The organism is Edaphobacter flagellatus (genome assembly GCF_025264665.1).
Classification (GTDB): domain Bacteria; phylum Acidobacteriota; class Terriglobia; order Terriglobales; family Acidobacteriaceae; genus Edaphobacter; species Edaphobacter flagellatus.
On record NZ_CP073697.1, the window covers coordinates 3,178,750 to 3,194,752 of the forward strand.

Below are 16,003 nucleotides of genomic sequence, written 5' to 3' on the forward strand. Positions count from 1 at the left end.
TAAAGCGTCTGCATTCACGCGGTCTTCGACGACGCAGCGAGAATCATCTTGGCGGCTTTCCCAGCAACCATCTGTGTCGGTGCATTTGTGGGTGCGGTAGTGATCCGAGGTATGACCGAAGAATCAACGACCCGCAGGCCACGAATTCCGTGGACGCGAAGCTCCGAATCAACTACGGCGAGCTTGTCGGTTCCCATCTTGCAGGTGCCGACTGCATGACCAAAGCTCGCAGAACCGGTTCGAGCAAGGTCTCGAATATCGTCGGATGTCGCTTTTGGACCAGGAATGAGCTCGCTTTCACGGACGCTGTCGAAAGCGGTTTGCCTGCCAAGCTCGCGAGCCGCTTCAATGGCCTTCATGATCGCTGCAAGATCCTGCTCCGTCCCGAGGTAGTTGCCATCTACGATGGCGGCGTCCTGCCAGTTTGCACTCGCCAGTTTTACTGAGCCTCTGCTAGTCGGTTGCACTAACGCAGGAGCGATGGTGAATGCATCAGCCGGCGGAGCGCCGAAGCGTGCAGCAGACTCCGGGGTCACAGCAGGGAGCTGTTCGAGGACGAGATTGATGTCTGTCCCTTCCGCAGAGACACCACTCGATAGATAGACTTCGGCTTCGACTGCGTTACTGTCCGCAGGGCGATCCGGCATCTTGCCTTTGTACTTGAACACCACGCCGGATACGAGCACATGATCTTGGAGGTTTTGGCCGACACCTGGCAGGTGCTCAACAATATCTATGCCAAGTTTTTGAAGAGCAGCACGATCGCCGATTCCTGACAGCATCAGAAGCTTCGAACTGTGTATACCACCGGCTGCGACGATCACCTCTTTCGTAACAGAGATGTCTTTGACACTGCCCGCAGTAAACAATTTGATTCCGACACAACTCCTGCCCTTGAAGTTCAACTTGATTGCATTGCTGTTCAGGAGCAGGGTCAAGTTCGGCCGCGAAAGGGCTGGACGGAGGAACGCGCGAGCCGCGCTCACTCTTGTGCCATCAGCGGAAATATTCATATTGATATATCCGGCACCGGGGAGCTGAGGTCCGTTCACATCCTCATGAATCGGCATACCCATCTGCCGGGCAGCCTCAAGGAACGCAGGCGCCGTTGGATGAGGATCTTCCGGCCTTCGAATATGGACTGGGCCTCCCGCGCCCCTCCACTCGTTCGCACCACCTTCCCAATCTTCCTGACTCTTGAAGATGGGAAGAACCTCTTTGAACGACCAGCCCTTGGCGCCGCTCCTTGCCCAGCCGTCATAATCACGCTGCAGACCTCGCGCCCAAACCATAGCATTGATGCTTGTTCCACCACCGAGCACATGACCGAGCGCCATGTTGAACTTACGATTGTTCAACTGGGGCAACGGCGCGAGAGGAAGGTGGTAATCGAGCGCGCCACCGACGTTATAGAACCAGATGCTTGGGTTCATAATGGTCGGCGCATCATCCGGCCCTCCGGATTCCACAATGAGCACCTGCGCGCCGGAGGCGGATAATTCGGCGGCCACGATCGATCCGGCTGCACCCGAGCCCACCACGATGTAGTCGTAGCTGGCCCGAAGCGCGGCCTGGTTTTCACGCTGATTTTGCCCCGCAGCGAAGGCATGCTCGACCAAGGACGAAGCAAGCATAGTGGAACCAGCAAAACCACCTGCGAGGGAGAGAAACTTACGACGATCGAGACGTCCCGTCGCTACTTGGTCGAGGAGAAATTGCTGCGCTTCATTGCGTGCATTGATCATTTGAGTGCTCCCAAGAGTGCTACTGTTTATCGAGTGCCGGTGTTGCGCTTAGAAGGGATACTGGCGCTGACCACTGTGAGAGTTAATCCAAATCAGATCGCTGAAATCCTCTAAGCTGCGAGGTCCCGTGCGTCCCCAGCCGCTGTCGCGCACACCGCCCATCGGCGCGTGAATCTCGTCGTTGACGGTTGGCGAATTCACGTTCACGATTCCAGCAAGAATCTTTGGCGCCATCTCAAATGCCTTGTACGTGTCGCCCGAAAGAATGGAAGACGTGAGGCCGTACATCGTGCGATTTGCAGCAGCAATGGCGTCTTCCGCCGTATCTACGGCTTCCACAATGACGACGGGCCCGAACGTTTCTTCGTTGGCTATGGAAGCATCCAAAGGAACGTCTGTCAGAATTGTTGGGAGGTAGATCTGCCCTTCGCTCCTACCGCCAGAGTGAATCTTCGCGCCTCTGGCAACTGCATCCTTGACGCGGTCATCGATCATCTTCAAGGCGTCCCGAGTGATGATTGGGCCAATGATTGTTTTATGGTCAAGGGGATCGCCGCTCGTCAGGCCGTTGGTCCTAGCAACAAACTTCGGAAGGAATTTCTCGTAGATCTTGCGTTGAATAATGATGCGACGGGTATTCAAGCAAATCTGACCTTGATGAAAGAATGATCCGAACGTTGCAGTGCGGACGGCATAGTCCATGTCCACATCGTCCAGAATGATCAACGGGTTGAACCCGCCAAGCTCCATCACTGTCCGCTTCAATGTGCGACCCGCACGTTCCGAGAGCATGCGAGCCGTCTTCACTCCGCCAATCAGATTGATAATCCGAACTTCGGGACGATTGAAAAACTCGTCTGCAATAGGACCGGCGGCTCCCGGCGCATGCGTGACGACGTTAATTACTCCCGCTGGGAATCCGGCTTCTTCTGCAACTTCGGCGAGCATGATTCCGGCAGAAACCGGAGCGAATTCTGATGGCTTCACAACAACTGTATTTCCAGCCGCCACAGGCGATATGACCGCACGCCACGAGAGGATGTTGGCGCCATTCCACGGAGTGAAGCTTGCGCAAACACCCAATGGCCGCCGTAAACCAATCGAATGAGTGCCGGGTTGATTTGTTTCCAGAACCTCTCCCTTGGGCAGATAAACCCAGCCGGCAACCTGCTGCAGAGTCGCCGCAACCAGATCCATCTGGAACGTGGAGAATGAGATGGTTGACCCGGTTTCACGAGCGAGAATCTCAGCAATCTCAGTCCGCCGACGCTTGACGATATCGGATGCCTTTAAAAACAGACGGGCTCTTTCAGCCGGCGCGGATTCGGCCCATGCAGGAAACGTCTTAGCTGCGGCATCCACGGCAGCGCGAGCGTCTGCACGCGATGCTGCCGCCACGCGAGCAAAGAGCTTTCCGCTATACGGCTCATGAACTTCGAAGGTCTTGTCGTTCTCGGCCTTCCTCCACTGATTGTCGGCAAAATAGCTGTACGTTTTTACATCGGTTTGTAGCTCACTCATAATCAAGTCGTCTCCAGAAACAGATTGGTCTCGCGCACTAGACGGCTATTGGATTGCACGAATGAGACCACTCGCATCCATCGTGTTTTCTATGTGTTAGCAAACACGACCTATCCCCGATTTTCGTGAATTCGCAATGAATGGGGGAAAGACGCCGGGATGATGAGGGCGACAGCCGCATAAAGCCGCTAGACAGGCCTAGGCCATCTACCCCGTCGGAGTAACGGAGTCGCTATTTCTCGTCTCGACAAATTCGTTTTTCTTGAAGCATCCACTCGCGAATGTACGGAGAGCAGTTCACAACTTGAATGCCTTGCGCTTGGAACTCATTCAGTAGGCGAACTCCATCGATATCGACAACGTTAACTTCATGCAGATCCAAACTTTCCGGTTGTCCTGCCCTATCGATTTCGGCGCGCAAATCAGCGAGGTGCGAACATCGAAGCTCGCCTGACAAATAAATTGTCATTCCGTGTTTTTCGCGAGTCCGTCTGATTTTCAACGTCATTGTTTGGTCACCAAGTCCGCTGGTGTGACCGCCGACTGAAACTATGCCGCCATTCGGCGTGCGAGCCGTGAAGATGCACCAATCGTGATCGTGCGCCAGTCACGACCAGTCGGCTGATGTAGATCAAGCATGTTCTCAGCCGCATCCAGCCAATCTTCTGCTGAAAGCTTCGCCTGCTCTGAACCGAACAAGGCCTCCACAGCTATGAAGAATGCCGAAAGCTCATGCTCCGCCACGTCCAACTGATCTTTGAACGACAAAATGGAAACCGGAACGCTCACAATGCCTCCTCTCAGCTGAATGGAATACTGCGAGACAGCGGTTACATAGGCCGTGGGCAAGCCGACTATGACGGGTCGGAATCGGCGCAAGCAGCTATCAGACCAACGATGCGGTCCCCAACTCCCGAAGTGTGAGATGCAACGAAGAGGCCATTCACAATTTATTTGGCACCAATGACTTAGAGTCAGCTTGAGTCTCGGTTTTTCGGGATTTCCCGTTTGGTGGCTAAAACGCGAAGGGGATGTCTGCAAGTACCTGGACGGTAAGATCAGCCTATATGGGATTTAAAGCGATATTTGTCGATTCCCAAGCGCTTGATCTTTGCTTCCAGTGTCGAATCGGGGATACCTAGTTTCGTGGCGGCGCCAGTTGGTCCTGATATCCGACCGTGACTTCGCGCGAGTGCCGCTTCAATCACTTCCTTCTCGTGCGCCAGCAAGACACCGTTAAGGGCTACGCTCGCAGGAGGAACTTCGGACGGCCCTCGCTTGAGCCACGATTCGTCCACCGCAAACGTATCAGACTCGCTCAAAGTAACTGCACGTTCAATCACATTCTGCAATTCACGGACGTTCCCAGGCCACTCGTACTCTCGCATTATCTTCAGAGTTTTCTTCTCGATGGTCTGAAACTTCTTCCCCATCTTCTTTCCAAATCGGGCAATGAAGTATTCGACAAGAATAGGAATATCGGTTGCTCGCTCGCGTAGTGAGGGCATCGAGATTGGAACAACATTCAGCCTGTACAGAAGGTCCTGGCGAAACTTGCCCTGGCTTACGAGGTTATCGAGATCACGATGTGTTGCAGCCAAGACTCGAACGTCTACGGGAACAGGTTTATCGCTTCCAACACGTTCGATCTCCCGTTCTTGCAGCACTCGCAATAATGCGATTTGAATATCTGGAGGCAGATCCCCGACTTCGTCGAGGAAAATGGTTCCACCATTCGCGGCTTCAAACCGTCCCAAACGGTGTTGCGTGGCCCCCGTAAATGATCCCTTTTCGTGCCCGAAGAGCTCAGAAGCAGCCAGCGACGTTGGGATCGCAGCGCAATTTACACCGATGAACGGCCGCCCCGCTCGCTTTGAACGCTTGTGGATGGCGCGGGCGATCAACTCTTTCCCCGTACCCGTTTGACCCAGGATGAGAACCGTAGAGTCTGAGAGCGCGACTTTGCTGACCTGGGAAAGCACCTTGCGCAGAGGCTCCGATGACCCGACGATCTCCTCGAACATTGACGCTTGGTTAAGCTCTTCACGCAAAGCGAAATTTTCTCGTTTGAGGTTCTCTTCAGCTCGTTTGCGTTCCTCAATATCCGTACACGTGACATACCAACGTCTGACTTGGCCTTCGTCGTCGCGAACGGGATTTGAACGAGCCAGAAACCAGCGGTATGTTCCGTCCGCCCCGCGCAGACGTAACTCCAACTCGAAGCTCGATCCTGCAGAGAGAGCACGATTAAAATAATCCTCTTCTCGGGCACGGTCGTCTGGATGAACGAATGCAAAACGCTGAGTTGTCCGCTGCCACTCCTCGAGACAAATGCCCGCGTAATCAAGTGCGATACGGTTGGCATAAAGGCGTTCACGTTTTGGCCCATATACGGCAACTAGCTGAGGAGCGAAGTCCAGCATCTGCCGGAGCTCCGTTTCCTGTTGCTGAAGCCTCTGTTCCGCCTCCCTTCGCTCAGTGATGTCACTCACAGCTCCAACAAACTCGATGCCGGTCGATGGCTGACCCAATGCATGAGACCGCACTTGGATGTGCTTGGTCACACCGTTTGGCATGAGCAGTCGATACTCGTGCTCAAAATCTTCGCCAGTCTTAGAGGCACGCTCAATGACGGTTTGTGCGAGAAGCCTATCCTGCGGATGAACCCGCTCCAAGATCATTGGCAATGTGATATTGCAGGAACGAGGAAATTCGAATATTCGAAAAGTCTCGTCGGACCAGAAGTGCTCGTCCGTAGAAACGTTCCACCCGAAGCTGCCTGTGTGACTGAGTGCTTGGGCTTCGGCCAGGTGCATTTCACGACGCTGGAGTTCCTGCGTCAAAATCTCGTGCTCCGTAACATCTATGGCGATGCCAACGATTTGTTTTAGTTTGCCGTTCTCGATAGAGGGGGCACCCACGCAGCGGACGCTTCGAATCTGTCCGTCCGACCGCACGATTCGCTTCGTGAAGTCAAATGTTCGATGGGACGTCAACATTTCCTGAATCTGTTGCTCCACAAATTCCCGATCTTCCGGATGCACCAGGGCCAAATACTGTTCTTTTGTTGGCGCGTTGCCGCTTGGGTCGAGCCCGTGAATTCGAAACAACTCCAAAGACCAGTAGTCGAAGCCGGCAGCGCTGAATGCCCAGCTGCCCGTGTGTGCAAGGCGCTGTCCCTCAGCGAGGTAGAACTCTGCCTGCTTGCGTTCTTCAATATCGAGATTAATCCCGACCCAACATACCAGCGTCCCATCGCTCGTTCGCAGGGGGTCGGCTCGACTCAGGAACCACCTGTACCCCCCTTCACCACTACGAACTCGAAAGGCGACCTCTCCGCCATTACCAGTGCGCAGGCAAGTAGACCAGACTCTGCGTGTCTCTTCGTGATCCTCTGGGTGCAGCATGTGAATGTGGGAATCCCACTCTGCGCCGAGGTCGATTCCAAAACGAAGAGGATGGTCATTCGGCAGCCCGAGGTAATCGGCAATCCGCACATTCACGAAGACGAGCGCACCGGCAGGATTTGCATACCATACGTGCCCCGGAATCAGATTGGCCGTGGTTCGCAGTTGTGCTTCGATCGACGCTTGTTCACCAGAAGCACCGTCACCATTTATGTCGTGGAACCGGTCGGCATCCCATTGCAGATTTACGGCCATGCTGCACCACCACCCTAACAAATGCTGATATTACACTCCCATTCTCATTCAGAAGAGCCGATCAAACTGCAGCAACCGGTTTGCCAACGGTCATTGTTGTTCGCCGACTTTCCGAGCAAGAAACGCTTTCAGAAACGCAGCAAACTCTGTCGCCTCGGGCGGCAGCTTCCTTCCGCGGTTGCTGATCTCGTAAAAATCCAGGGCCACTTCCGGCTCAAGCTTGGTCACCCTCACCTTGCGATTGCGTGTAGCCATCACACCAAAGGATGGAATGACCGCGACCCCCAAGCCTGCTTCCACTAATCCAAGCTGCGTATCCAATCCATTCACCGTCTGGCCGCGTGTACAGGTGATACCCATTTTCTCCAGTTGCTTCCGCGAGAGCTGTTCGTAGGGATAGTCCTTCGTCACCGAGATCAGAGTCTCTCCTTCCAGGTCTTTCCATGAGTTGGCTTGCGAGCGAACAGGCCTGCCATCGTCTGGCCGCGCAAGCATGAGCGAGAAGCGAAAGAAGGGTACACGCCGCATTCCAAGAATGCGGTCAAAGATGCCCAGCGCAAAGTCCAGCTTGTTGGCCTCAACCCGCTTTGCCAGCACGCTCAGGGCGCCATCGAACAGGTGAATCTCTAGCCCGGGATGCCGATCACGAAACTCCCGGATCGCTGTGGGAAGTACATGAGCCGCAATCCAGGGAGTTGTCCCAACGGTGATGCGCCGGTTCTTTCGCTTCGTGGCCTGTTCGATACGAGACATCCCGTCATCGAGCATGTGGAGCGCCGGTCGCGTGATCTCAAGAAGTTCACCGCCCTGCGCCGTCAACACCACCTGGCGTGTCGTGCGATCGAACAACCGAAATCCAATCTGACGCTCCAACTCGCGCACCAGCACGCTCAACCCTGACGGCGTAAGAAAGAGCGCCTCCGCAGCCCGCGTGAAGTTGCGATACTCAGCGACGAGATGAAACGCCCGCAGCTGCCGTGAGGTGAATTCCATTATTGAGAATCTATCAATAAATTGTAAAAATTACGAACTTCTCTTCGAAAGCAGACAGACGTACAACCGTACTTGTCAGAGGCCAGAAGGCCAACTGCAAAAAGGAGACGGACAATGAAGAGCTCAAAGGTAAACAACATCGTGTTGGTGCATGGCGGTTTCGTGGACGGTTCGGGCTGGGAGAGCGTGTACGCGATCCTGAAGAACAAGGGCTTCAACGTTTCCATCGTGCAGAACCCCACCATCTCGCTCGCCGACGATGTCGCCGTAACCAACCGCATCATCAATGCACAGGACGGCCCGGTCGTTCTTGTAGGCCACTCCTACGGTGGCGCAGTCATCACCGAAGCCGGCAACAACCCGAAGGTGGCGGCCCTAGCTTACATCACAGCCTTTGCTCTGGATAATGGCGAGTCCGTCGGCACGCTGATCAAGGACCCGGCTCCGGGCGCTCCCGTGCCTCCGATCATGCCGCCGCAGGACGGCTTCCTCCTCCTCGACCCCAAAAAGTTCGCGGCTTCCTTCGCCGCCGATGTCGAACCCGGCTTGGCTGACTTCATGGGCGCTTCTCAGGTGCCGTGGGGACTGGAGGCTCTCAATGGCGCAGTCAGCAATGCTTCGTGGAAGAACAAGCCGACCTGGTACCTTATCGCGACCGACGACAAGATGATTCCTCCCGACGCACAGCGCTTCCTGGCGAAACGCGCTGGAGCCACTGTCGCCGAGGCGAAGGGTAGCCACGCGATCTACGTTTCACAACCAGAGGCGGTGGCCGACCTCATTGCACTGGCCGCGGAGGGCGGACGATAAAAGTCCGGCCCGGGTGTGGTTCCCATCAGGGGAAGGTGCAGGAGGAGGAACTCGACTCCTGCCGCGTGGCCGGCAATAGGAGGCTGGCAGCGGGATGAGGGTGCAGGGAGAAACCAGTACGGGTTCTCCCTGCGTGTTGTTGAGCAGCAAATCGAGGGGTGGCGAACTGCCGCCCCTCGATGTATCGTTTGCTAGGCCGCTTTCTTTGCGACTCTTGCTATGGACTGCGGTGCCTTCCCAGTCTGCTCTTCTGCCGCGAACTTCAGCCGCTAGCGCCGAGCCGCGGGAGCAGGGCCTCATCGTGCAACCCCGCTGGAGTTAGCTTCGGATGAATGCGAGGATTTCTGCGTTGATCACATCGGCATGAGTGGTCATCAAGCCATGCGGATATACTGGATAGACCTTGAGCGTGCCATGCTTGAGCAGCTTGGCCTGTAGCAATGACGCATCCTTGTATAGGACCACCTGGTCATCGTCGCCCTGCAGCACGAGGGGCGGAACCGTGATCGCCTTCAGGTCGTCCGTCTGGTCTGTCTTAGAAAAAAGCCTTGATGCCCTCGTAATGGGCGAGGGGCTGCCCATCATTCCTTGACGCCACCATTTCTCAATGATTCCCTGTGAAGGCTCAAGCTCGGTCTGTTGAAACCGTAAAACGGACCCGTAGGCAAGTCGAGGAAGAACTGTGCTCGATTGGCAGCAAGCGCCTTACGGAAGTCATCGAACGAGGCAAGAACAAGGACAGATATGGATTGCCGCCATCCGACTCGGAGGCGTTCATCTTCCCTGGCCGGTTCGGTTCGTTCATGGCCCCGAGCAACTATCGCAAGCGGGTTCTGCACAAGCTGGCTGAGGATCTCGGCTTACCGAAGCTCAACTTCCAGGTCATCCGTCGCACCATCGCGACGCTGGCCCAGAGGAAGGGCAAGGGATGTTCAGGGCGTGATGCAGCACACCCGTGTCGCAACCACGACCGACATCTATATGCAGGAGATTGCGGAGGGAGTACGCGCGACTGTCGACTCCATCCACGACGAGCTCGAAAGGCACGATGAAGAAGCTGGCCGGCAAGGTAGGCCCGCAGACGGTAACGACAGCATCCGCGCTGGTGAATTAGCGGGGGCGAAAAATTGTTGGCGATGAACTTGAAGCGCGACGCGCTTCAGAAGGGAGGCGAACGATGACCGGCACGCTTGAGCAACGCGGCAAATTGAAATTTGCTACCAAACTGTTTTTGGGGAGTCCGCTATGTTGTTGAAATAATTGGTGGACCTGATCGGGATCGAACCGATGACCTCTTCCATGCCATGGAAGCGCGCTCCCATCTGCGCCACAGGCCCACTCTCAGGAAGGACTCTATCTATTTTCATGCACGATGGGCGATTCGTCAAACCTTTGGGAACATTGGCCAACCTACTGGTGTCTAAAGCAGATAGAGTGAAGCGAGCACTCGGCCGCCGGCGGCGTTGTTCCTCGCTTGCATTGTTGGTGATGCATGTTTGCCACAGGTAGCGCAAAAGTCGTAGTGTAGAGGTCACCCGGTATGCAGGCGGGCACGTTCGTGGGAAATCTGGCCAGCGCGATAGGAATTACGACGGAAGAGGCAGCGCTCGTCGCCGATCTGAAGGCCGGCAGCGAGGAGGCCTTTGGCATCCTGATCGCGCAGTATCATCAGCCGCTCTACTCGCTGATTGCACGTAGCCTTACCGATCCTGGCGACGCTGCAGATATTACGCAGGAAGTCTTTATTAAGGTCTTTCGCAGTATTCGCGGATTTCACGGTGAATCCAGCCTGCGAACCTGGCTCTACCGCATTGCCTTACATGAAGCTTCGAATCAGCGGCGCTGGTGGTCGCGGCACAAAAAGCAGGAGCTTACGATCGATGCTCCTATGGACCGCTCAGCCTCCGATGACGGCGTTCCATTGGCCGCTACGCTTGCCGATTCAGGCGTTTCTCCTTTTGACCATGCGGCTCAAGCCGAGTTGCGCCACCGGGTGGAGCTTGCACTTCGCCAGCTTCCCGAAGCATTCCGCACGGTCGTCGTGTTACGTGAGATCGAAGGATTCTCTTATGAAGAGATAGCCGAGATTCTGAACGTTCATATCGGTACCGTCAAATCGAGACTAACTCGCGGTCGCGCCGCGTTGCGTGCCTTGCTGATTTCTGAAATGGTCGCCGGAAATTCTGATACTTCCACAGCAACTGTCTCATCCAACCATAGGTCCGGGTCCTCGTTCGCCCCGGAGACGGTGACGCGATGATCTCCCCTGGCTGCAGCAAAATTCAGTCCTCCTTCTCGGCTTATCTGGATGGTGCCGTTGACGGCAGACAGATGCAGTCCATTGCGCGACATCTGGAGACCTGTGAGAACTGCCGAAGTGAGTTTGAATCCCTCAAGCGGATGCAGCACTCGCTTGCTATGCTTGGGCCGGCCAAAGCACCTGCAGATATGGGAATGCGTCTCCGCGTGGCTATCTCGCATGAGGTTGCAGAAGCTCGTTCGAGCTGGCGCGACAAGCTCGCGCTCAAATGGGAGAACGCGTTTCGTCCGTTGGTGGTTCAGGTCTCCGCGGGGCTGGCTAGCTCCGTCGCTCTAGTCGGCGGCATCATGCTTTTGCTGGGAGCAGTTGCAGCCCCTGCACCTGTGATGGCGAATGACGAGCCTCTGATGGGCGCGATGAGCACGCCGCGGTACCTTTATTCAGCCTCGCCTCGGCCCATCGTCACGGGCAACGATACGGTGATTGTCGTCGATGCTCTGGTGAACGATCAGGGACGCGTTTATGACTACAAGATCGTCTCTGGTCCGGAAGATGCATCTGTGCGGTCACAGATCATCGATCAGTTGACGCTGAGTGTTTTCGAGCCTGCACGTGTCTTTGGTACCCCGGTACGCGGACGAGTCGTGCTCACCTACTCCGGAATCTCCGTTCGCGGATAGTGCTTTTTTATCGTGCTTTCTTTGCGGGCGCAGATGTCTGTGCCTGCCGTGCAGCCGTGTCATGCCATAGCTGCGGCTCACCCCACGCGTGAGATGAAGTGAGGTCAACCCGGAAAGGACCGGATGCATGACCAGTCCCAGCCGCTTCGATCAGATCTCCAGCTGTCGCGGGGAAGGCATGCGCCAACTGGCTTAGCCGATCCTCTGTTGCCGTCCCCTGCAGGCGCAACGTGTATGCCGTTGGATTGAGTTGACCTGTGAGAACGCCTGCGTCGTGTCCACCCAACTGAAGGCCAGTTATTGAAAGCGCGAATCCATCCTGAGCTGGCGTAGGAGCAGAAACATTGCGCCGATGCCGCGTATCGGGAATGGTCGTCTGCGGCGTCTGCAGCAGGACATCTCCCGAGACAAGGGAGGCTGCTCCTGTCTCCGTAGTTGTCAGGCCAGCGTCGTGAAGCGTCAGTTTACCTGTCCAATGATGTGTCGCCGCACCATCGTACGTCAGGCTGCCAACCAGGTTCCCCGTCGCCTCGACGCCATCGGCGATACCCGGCGTAACAACCCGCGCCCAGTTCAACAAGGTTGCTGCAGGAATACCGGATGTCCCGATCTGAACGGAGGCATCTTCCAATCGCCGGATGTTCGGAACCTCCCCAGTCAGAGCCATCGTCGGACCATTTCCATTCGGCGGCCAGGAACAGCGCACATCCTGAAAGCTGTGGAAGATCGCGGTGGCCGTCGCAAAGCACTCAACCTCTGCGGAGAGCGGTTGTTGCGGCACGAAGTCTGCCCGGCGCGCGCCAATCAGATGCAGGCGGCTGGTGACGGCACTTTCGCCCACCGTGCCGCGAATGTTGGCAGAGAGCACCAGGTTACCGCGCCATCCCGCGTCATGGCCCGTGAGTACGCGACTGGCCTCGCCTAACGGAGCATCGCGCCACTGTCCTTCAAGATTGATCGGAATGCCTGCCAGCGTCTCACCACGTCCCAGCGTTGTCTCCATCTCAATCGTTCCGGTGTCCGAGGCGTTCGAATCCGTGCGTGAGGGTTTGGCACGCAGCCGCAGCCTCCACTGATTTGGATCCGGCGACCAGAGCGCGAACTGCGATTCGATCAGCGAGAACGGTTTCTTCTCCTGCTGCTCCTTGAAGTTGATGCGGGCTCCGGTTGCTTCAATGTATGGGAAGCGTGGTGCCGGACCGGCCTTCGCCTGCGCGGTGGGAGCTGTATCGATGTGTGAGGCCTGGAGCAGAATTCCCTCGATGTTCCACTTGCCCGCAGCCGAGGAGACCAGATTCACGCTTGGCTCCGTAAAGCTGATCGTCGAAAACTCAACGCGTCGGCGCCACAGCGACGAGAGCCGTACCGTCGCATGAACCTTATTGGCGCGGATGATCGGCTCGTAACCGAATGCCGGATCTTCATCCACCACCAGATTCTCGATATCAAACCCCGGCAGCGGAAGCAGGCTGATAGAGACGCGATCCAGATGCACCGGCCTGCCTAGGCTGCCGCTGATGCTCGTTACAATCCGCCGCTGATACCGGCTGATGTTGATGAGCGGAGGAAGCAGCACAAGGCTCAGGGCGACGGCGATCGTCGCACAGATCAGCCCGAAGCGACGCAGATGACTTCGCGAGCCTCTGCGCTGCCTGAGGGTGTCATTGTCCTTATGAGTCTCTGCGTCAGTGGGATCGATCTGCTGCATCGTTATTCGATTCGGAAAATCTGGAATGCTTCGTTACCGGACGACATGGAAGGTACGCTTCCAGCGCGTCTCGTCGAAGATATGAATCAGAATGTGGCTCATAAATGCCAGCCGCTCTCCGATCGTCTGCTTGTTGATCTGGTCGGCAGGTGTCTCAAACGACCAGTAGACAAACATGGGTCGCCCAACGATATTCTCCCGCGGCACAAAGCCCCAGAAGCGTCCGTCCAGCGAGTCGGGCCGGTTGTCCCCCATCGCAAAGATCTTGCCCGGTGGGACGACCAGGTCATCGCCCTGAATGTGTGTTGGCAGCTCGTATTGCCAGCTCGCCGTTACCTGATACATCGGGTCCGGCGGAATGCTGGGGAAGTCGTCACGGTATGGCTGATACTCATGCTGCGGATTGCCGTCGGAGGCGGGCATCGCAGCGTAAGGCTCGTTTTGCGCGACTCCATTCAGGTACACAACACCGTTCCTCAGATGAATGCGATCGCCGGGAATACCGATGGCGCGCTTCACGAGGAAGAGGTCCGGTTCGCCCGGCTTCAGGAAGACGATGATGTCGCCGCGGCGAACGTCCCGGTAAAAGGTGAAGGGAGCCCATTTCGCAGGAGGAGCCAGCGAGACGCGATCGACCAGCACGTGATCGCCGATCAGCAGCGTCTTCACCATCGAGGCCGAAGGAATCTCGAAGTTCTGGAAGATGAACGTCATCACGAACAGCCCGACAGCAAGCACACTGGCGATCGACGCCAGCGACTCCAGCGGAGTCTCCTGATGCTCTGTCTTTTCTGGCTGTACGGAAGCTTCTTCGTTCTGAACCGTTTCCATCGTCTTCATCGATACATCTCTCCGCAAACTGCCTCTTGTCAGTGTAGCGCTGAAGCCTCAGGGTTTCCCGGAAAACCGTCGGCGCTTCACCGGATGACGCGCAGAATCCTGTCCCAGCGGGCAAAACCGAACAATCCCGTCGCCAACTCTCCGCTGCGGGGAAGGGCTGCCGCAACGCGGGTATCGTCGGCGTTCTGTCGCAAAGAAAAGTAGATCAGCAATGGCTTGCCGACGATGTTTTCCTCGGGTACAAATCCCCAGTAACGGCTGTCCTCGCTGTCGTTGCGGTTGTCGCCAAGCACGAAATAATCTCCCGTCGGCACGATCAGCTCGCCATTGTCGACCAGTCGCCGCATTCGCACCCACCAGCGTGAGTCGATCTCCGGATCGGCACTCTCCAGCCTCGGGAAGTTGTCGCGGAAGTTGTCCGGAGCCGAAGGCCTGTACACCGCGTATGGCTCGTCGATATTGCGGCCGTTGATCAGCACATGGCCGCCGCGCAGACGAACGTGATCGCCGGGAACGCCGACGACACGCTTGACCAGATGTATCGACGGATCGACCGGATAATGGAAGATGACGATGTCGCCGCGATGGATTCGTGTCGCAGGCAGCAGCGGGCTGGAGTCAGCTACCTGCTTGTCTACCAGTAGAAAGTCGCCGATCAGCAGTGTCGGCTCCATGGAGCCTGAGGGAATGCGAAACGGCTGCACAGCAAATGTGACGATAAAGACCGCGACGACGATGATGCTGGTCAGCGATTGAACGGCGGGCAGAAATCCGTGCCGCTGGTGAAAGTGTGGAATCGTTTTGGGCGCGGTAGATGGCGTAATTTGCGTGGAGGCGGGCGGAGCAGTGTCCTGTGACGGCGCGGTGACGATCTCCGGGCTGGTCACAGGTCCACTCATCGTGCTGCTCCCATAGCGGCCATCTTGCGTGGAGCCGCGGGCGGTGTCTCGCCGTGGCTCTGTTTCTCAGAACGCGATTCGGACAGCAAACGTTCCACGGCGATTCTAGCTGCTTGCTGCTGTGCCTGTTTCTTGGTTGTCCCTTCCGATTCGCCAAGAGCACGGGTACCTCCCTCGCCGTCCGGGATGCGGACCTCGACGCGGAAGAGCTTCTGGTGGTCCGGGCCTGTCTGCGCCTTGAGCACATACTGGGGCTGTCCGGCTCCAAGCGCTTGCAGATGCTCCTGCAGGGCCGACTTGTGGTCGCCAATGGCACCGCTGAAGGTGTTTCCCGAACGCAGGGCTCCGTGCAGCTCCGGCAGCGAAGGCTCGATGATGTAGCGCTCGATAAAACTCCGCGCTGCTTCCAGTCCTCCGTCGAGATAAAGAGCTGCAATGACGGCCTCGAGGGCATTGGCCAGCAGGGCAGGTTTCTGGCGTCCACCGCTTTGTTCTTCGCCGCGTCCCAGGCGAAGCAGCTTGCCGAGGCCGATTCGTCCGGCGACTGCGCCGAGATGACGGCGGCTGACGAGCGAGGCGCGCAATCGCGTCAGCTCTCCTTCGCGGGAGTTTGGAAACTGTTTGAAGAGGCTTTCTGCAACGGCCAGGCCCAGTACAGCGTCGCCGACGAACTCCAGTTGTTCATTGTCGGCGGTTGGATCGGGCAAGCTTTCGGGCCCACTTTCATAGGCGAGAGAGCGATGGGTCAAGGCCCACTTCAGCAGCTCGGGGCGATTAAATTCATGGTCAAAGAGAGCCGGGGTCTCGCTTGTCTGCTTGCGTGCGGACTTTTTTCGGCTGGTCATGCAGGCCCTCCCGGCTTACTCTACCGGACATACTTATTGG

Annotated in this window: 14 protein-coding genes and 1 tRNA gene; 4 read left to right on the forward strand and 11 right to left on the reverse strand. The window is 56.7% G+C overall.

The window, feature by feature from the left end; translation table 11 throughout:
• Nucleotides 1-14: 14 nt before the first annotated feature.
• From KFE13_RS13255 to KFE13_RS13275, 5 genes are all read right to left on the reverse strand, one after another.
• Nucleotides 15-1,745: a GMC family oxidoreductase gene (locus tag KFE13_RS13255; protein WP_260703589.1), complete on the reverse strand. Its 1,731-nt coding sequence runs from the start codon at nucleotides 1,743-1,745 to the stop codon at nucleotides 15-17.
• A 48-nt stretch (nucleotides 1,746-1,793) separates the two neighbouring features.
• Nucleotides 1,794-3,266 (reverse strand): aldehyde dehydrogenase family protein, encoded by a 1,473-nt coding sequence (locus tag KFE13_RS13260; protein ID WP_260703590.1) that lies wholly within the window; start codon nucleotides 3,264-3,266, stop codon nucleotides 1,794-1,796.
• Nucleotides 3,267-3,815: 549 nt separating this feature from the next.
• Complete coding sequence (locus tag KFE13_RS13265; RefSeq protein ID WP_260703591.1) at nucleotides 3,816-4,055, reverse strand: hypothetical protein; 240 nt, start codon at nucleotides 4,053-4,055, stop codon at nucleotides 3,816-3,818.
• Nucleotides 4,056-4,324: 269 nt separating this feature from the next.
• Nucleotides 4,325-6,928, reverse strand: coding sequence for a sigma 54-interacting transcriptional regulator (locus tag KFE13_RS13270; protein WP_260703592.1), 2,604 nt, complete (start codon nucleotides 6,926-6,928; stop codon nucleotides 4,325-4,327).
• A gap of 90 nt (nucleotides 6,929-7,018) precedes the next feature.
• The gene (locus KFE13_RS13275; protein WP_260703593.1) at nucleotides 7,019-7,921 is read right to left on the reverse strand and encodes a LysR family transcriptional regulator; all 903 of its coding nucleotides are present in this window, start codon (nucleotides 7,919-7,921) and stop codon (nucleotides 7,019-7,021) included.
• A 114-nt stretch (nucleotides 7,922-8,035) separates the two neighbouring features.
• On the opposite strand from KFE13_RS13275, the gene KFE13_RS13280 reads away from it, so the two are divergent.
• Nucleotides 8,036-8,731, forward strand: coding sequence for an alpha/beta hydrolase (locus KFE13_RS13280; protein ID WP_260703594.1), 696 nt, complete (start codon nucleotides 8,036-8,038; stop codon nucleotides 8,729-8,731).
• 318 nt (nucleotides 8,732-9,049) lie between these two features.
• Here KFE13_RS13280 and KFE13_RS13285 read toward each other — a convergent pair whose 3' ends face one another.
• The gene (locus tag KFE13_RS13285; protein WP_260703595.1) at nucleotides 9,050-9,316 is read right to left on the reverse strand and encodes an alpha/beta fold hydrolase; all 267 of its coding nucleotides are present in this window, start codon (nucleotides 9,314-9,316) and stop codon (nucleotides 9,050-9,052) included.
• Nucleotides 9,317-9,722: 406 nt separating this feature from the next.
• Between KFE13_RS13285 and KFE13_RS13290 the strand changes: the two genes are divergently transcribed.
• Entirely contained in the window at nucleotides 9,723-9,845 is a 123-nt protein-coding gene (locus KFE13_RS13290) for a hypothetical protein (RefSeq protein WP_260703596.1), read from the forward strand.
• A gap of 147 nt (nucleotides 9,846-9,992) precedes the next feature.
• Here KFE13_RS13290 and KFE13_RS13295 read toward each other — a convergent pair.
• A tRNA-Ala gene (locus KFE13_RS13295) sits at nucleotides 9,993-10,068 on the reverse strand.
• Between the two features lie 203 nt (nucleotides 10,069-10,271).
• Here KFE13_RS13295 and KFE13_RS13300 point away from each other — a divergent pair.
• Both KFE13_RS13300 and KFE13_RS13305 read left to right on the forward strand, forming a co-directional pair.
• Nucleotides 10,272-10,991: an RNA polymerase sigma factor gene (locus tag KFE13_RS13300; protein ID WP_260703597.1), complete on the forward strand. Its 720-nt coding sequence runs from the start codon at nucleotides 10,272-10,274 to the stop codon at nucleotides 10,989-10,991.
• Entirely contained in the window at nucleotides 10,988-11,671 is a 684-nt protein-coding gene (locus KFE13_RS13305; protein WP_260703598.1) for an anti-sigma factor family protein, read from the forward strand. The genes KFE13_RS13300 and KFE13_RS13305 overlap by 4 nt, the downstream gene beginning before the upstream one ends.
• A 7-nt stretch (nucleotides 11,672-11,678) precedes the next feature.
• On the opposite strand, the gene KFE13_RS13310 is transcribed toward KFE13_RS13305, so the two are convergent.
• The 4 genes from KFE13_RS13310 to rnc form a co-directional block, all read right to left on the reverse strand.
• Nucleotides 11,679-13,379 carry an AsmA family protein gene (locus KFE13_RS13310; RefSeq protein WP_260703599.1) on the reverse strand — a complete coding sequence of 567 codons (1,701 nt, stop codon included), beginning with the start codon at nucleotides 13,377-13,379 and terminating at the stop codon, nucleotides 11,679-11,681.
• A 33-nt stretch (nucleotides 13,380-13,412) separates the two neighbouring features.
• Nucleotides 13,413-14,210: a signal peptidase I gene (gene lepB, locus KFE13_RS13315; RefSeq protein WP_260706956.1), complete on the reverse strand. Its 798-nt coding sequence runs from the start codon at nucleotides 14,208-14,210 to the stop codon at nucleotides 13,413-13,415.
• Nucleotides 14,211-14,296: 86 nt separating this feature from the next.
• Nucleotides 14,297-15,118 carry a signal peptidase I gene (lepB, locus tag KFE13_RS13320; protein WP_260703600.1) on the reverse strand — a complete coding sequence of 274 codons (822 nt, stop codon included), beginning with the start codon at nucleotides 15,116-15,118 and terminating at the stop codon, nucleotides 14,297-14,299.
• Nucleotides 15,115-15,963, reverse strand: coding sequence for a ribonuclease III (gene rnc, locus KFE13_RS13325; protein WP_260703601.1), 849 nt, complete (start codon nucleotides 15,961-15,963; stop codon nucleotides 15,115-15,117). The genes lepB (KFE13_RS13320) and rnc overlap by 4 nt, the downstream gene beginning before the upstream one ends.
• Between the last annotated feature and the right edge of the window lie 40 nt (nucleotides 15,964-16,003).

Excerpts from the sequence above, each read along its gene's own strand:
- KFE13_RS13255 (WP_260703589.1), bottom strand. The coding sequence starts at position 1,745 with ATGATCAATGCACGCAATGAAGCGCAGCAATTTCTCCTCGACCAAGTA.
- KFE13_RS13260 (WP_260703590.1), bottom strand. The coding sequence starts at position 3,266 with ATGAGTGAGCTACAAACCGATGTAAAAACGTACAGCTATTTTGCCGAC.
- KFE13_RS13270 (WP_260703592.1), bottom strand. The coding sequence starts at position 6,928 with ATGGCCGTAAATCTGCAATGGGATGCCGACCGGTTCCACGACATAAAT.
- KFE13_RS13275 (WP_260703593.1), bottom strand. The coding sequence starts at position 7,921 with ATGGAATTCACCTCACGGCAGCTGCGGGCGTTTCATCTCGTCGCTGAG.
- KFE13_RS13280 (WP_260703594.1), top strand. The coding sequence starts at position 8,036 with ATGAAGAGCTCAAAGGTAAACAACATCGTGTTGGTGCATGGCGGTTTC.
- KFE13_RS13285 (WP_260703595.1), bottom strand. The coding sequence starts at position 9,316 with ATGATGGGCAGCCCCTCGCCCATTACGAGGGCATCAAGGCTTTTTTCT.
- KFE13_RS13300 (WP_260703597.1), top strand. The coding sequence starts at position 10,272 with ATGCAGGCGGGCACGTTCGTGGGAAATCTGGCCAGCGCGATAGGAATT.
- KFE13_RS13305 (WP_260703598.1), top strand. The coding sequence starts at position 10,988 with ATGATCTCCCCTGGCTGCAGCAAAATTCAGTCCTCCTTCTCGGCTTAT.
- KFE13_RS13310 (WP_260703599.1), bottom strand. The coding sequence starts at position 13,379 with ATGCAGCAGATCGATCCCACTGACGCAGAGACTCATAAGGACAATGAC.
- lepB (WP_260706956.1), bottom strand. The coding sequence starts at position 14,210 with ATGGAAACGGTTCAGAACGAAGAAGCTTCCGTACAGCCAGAAAAGACA.
- lepB (WP_260703600.1), bottom strand. The coding sequence starts at position 15,118 with ATGAGTGGACCTGTGACCAGCCCGGAGATCGTCACCGCGCCGTCACAG.
- rnc (WP_260703601.1), bottom strand. The coding sequence starts at position 15,963 with ATGACCAGCCGAAAAAAGTCCGCACGCAAGCAGACAAGCGAGACCCCG.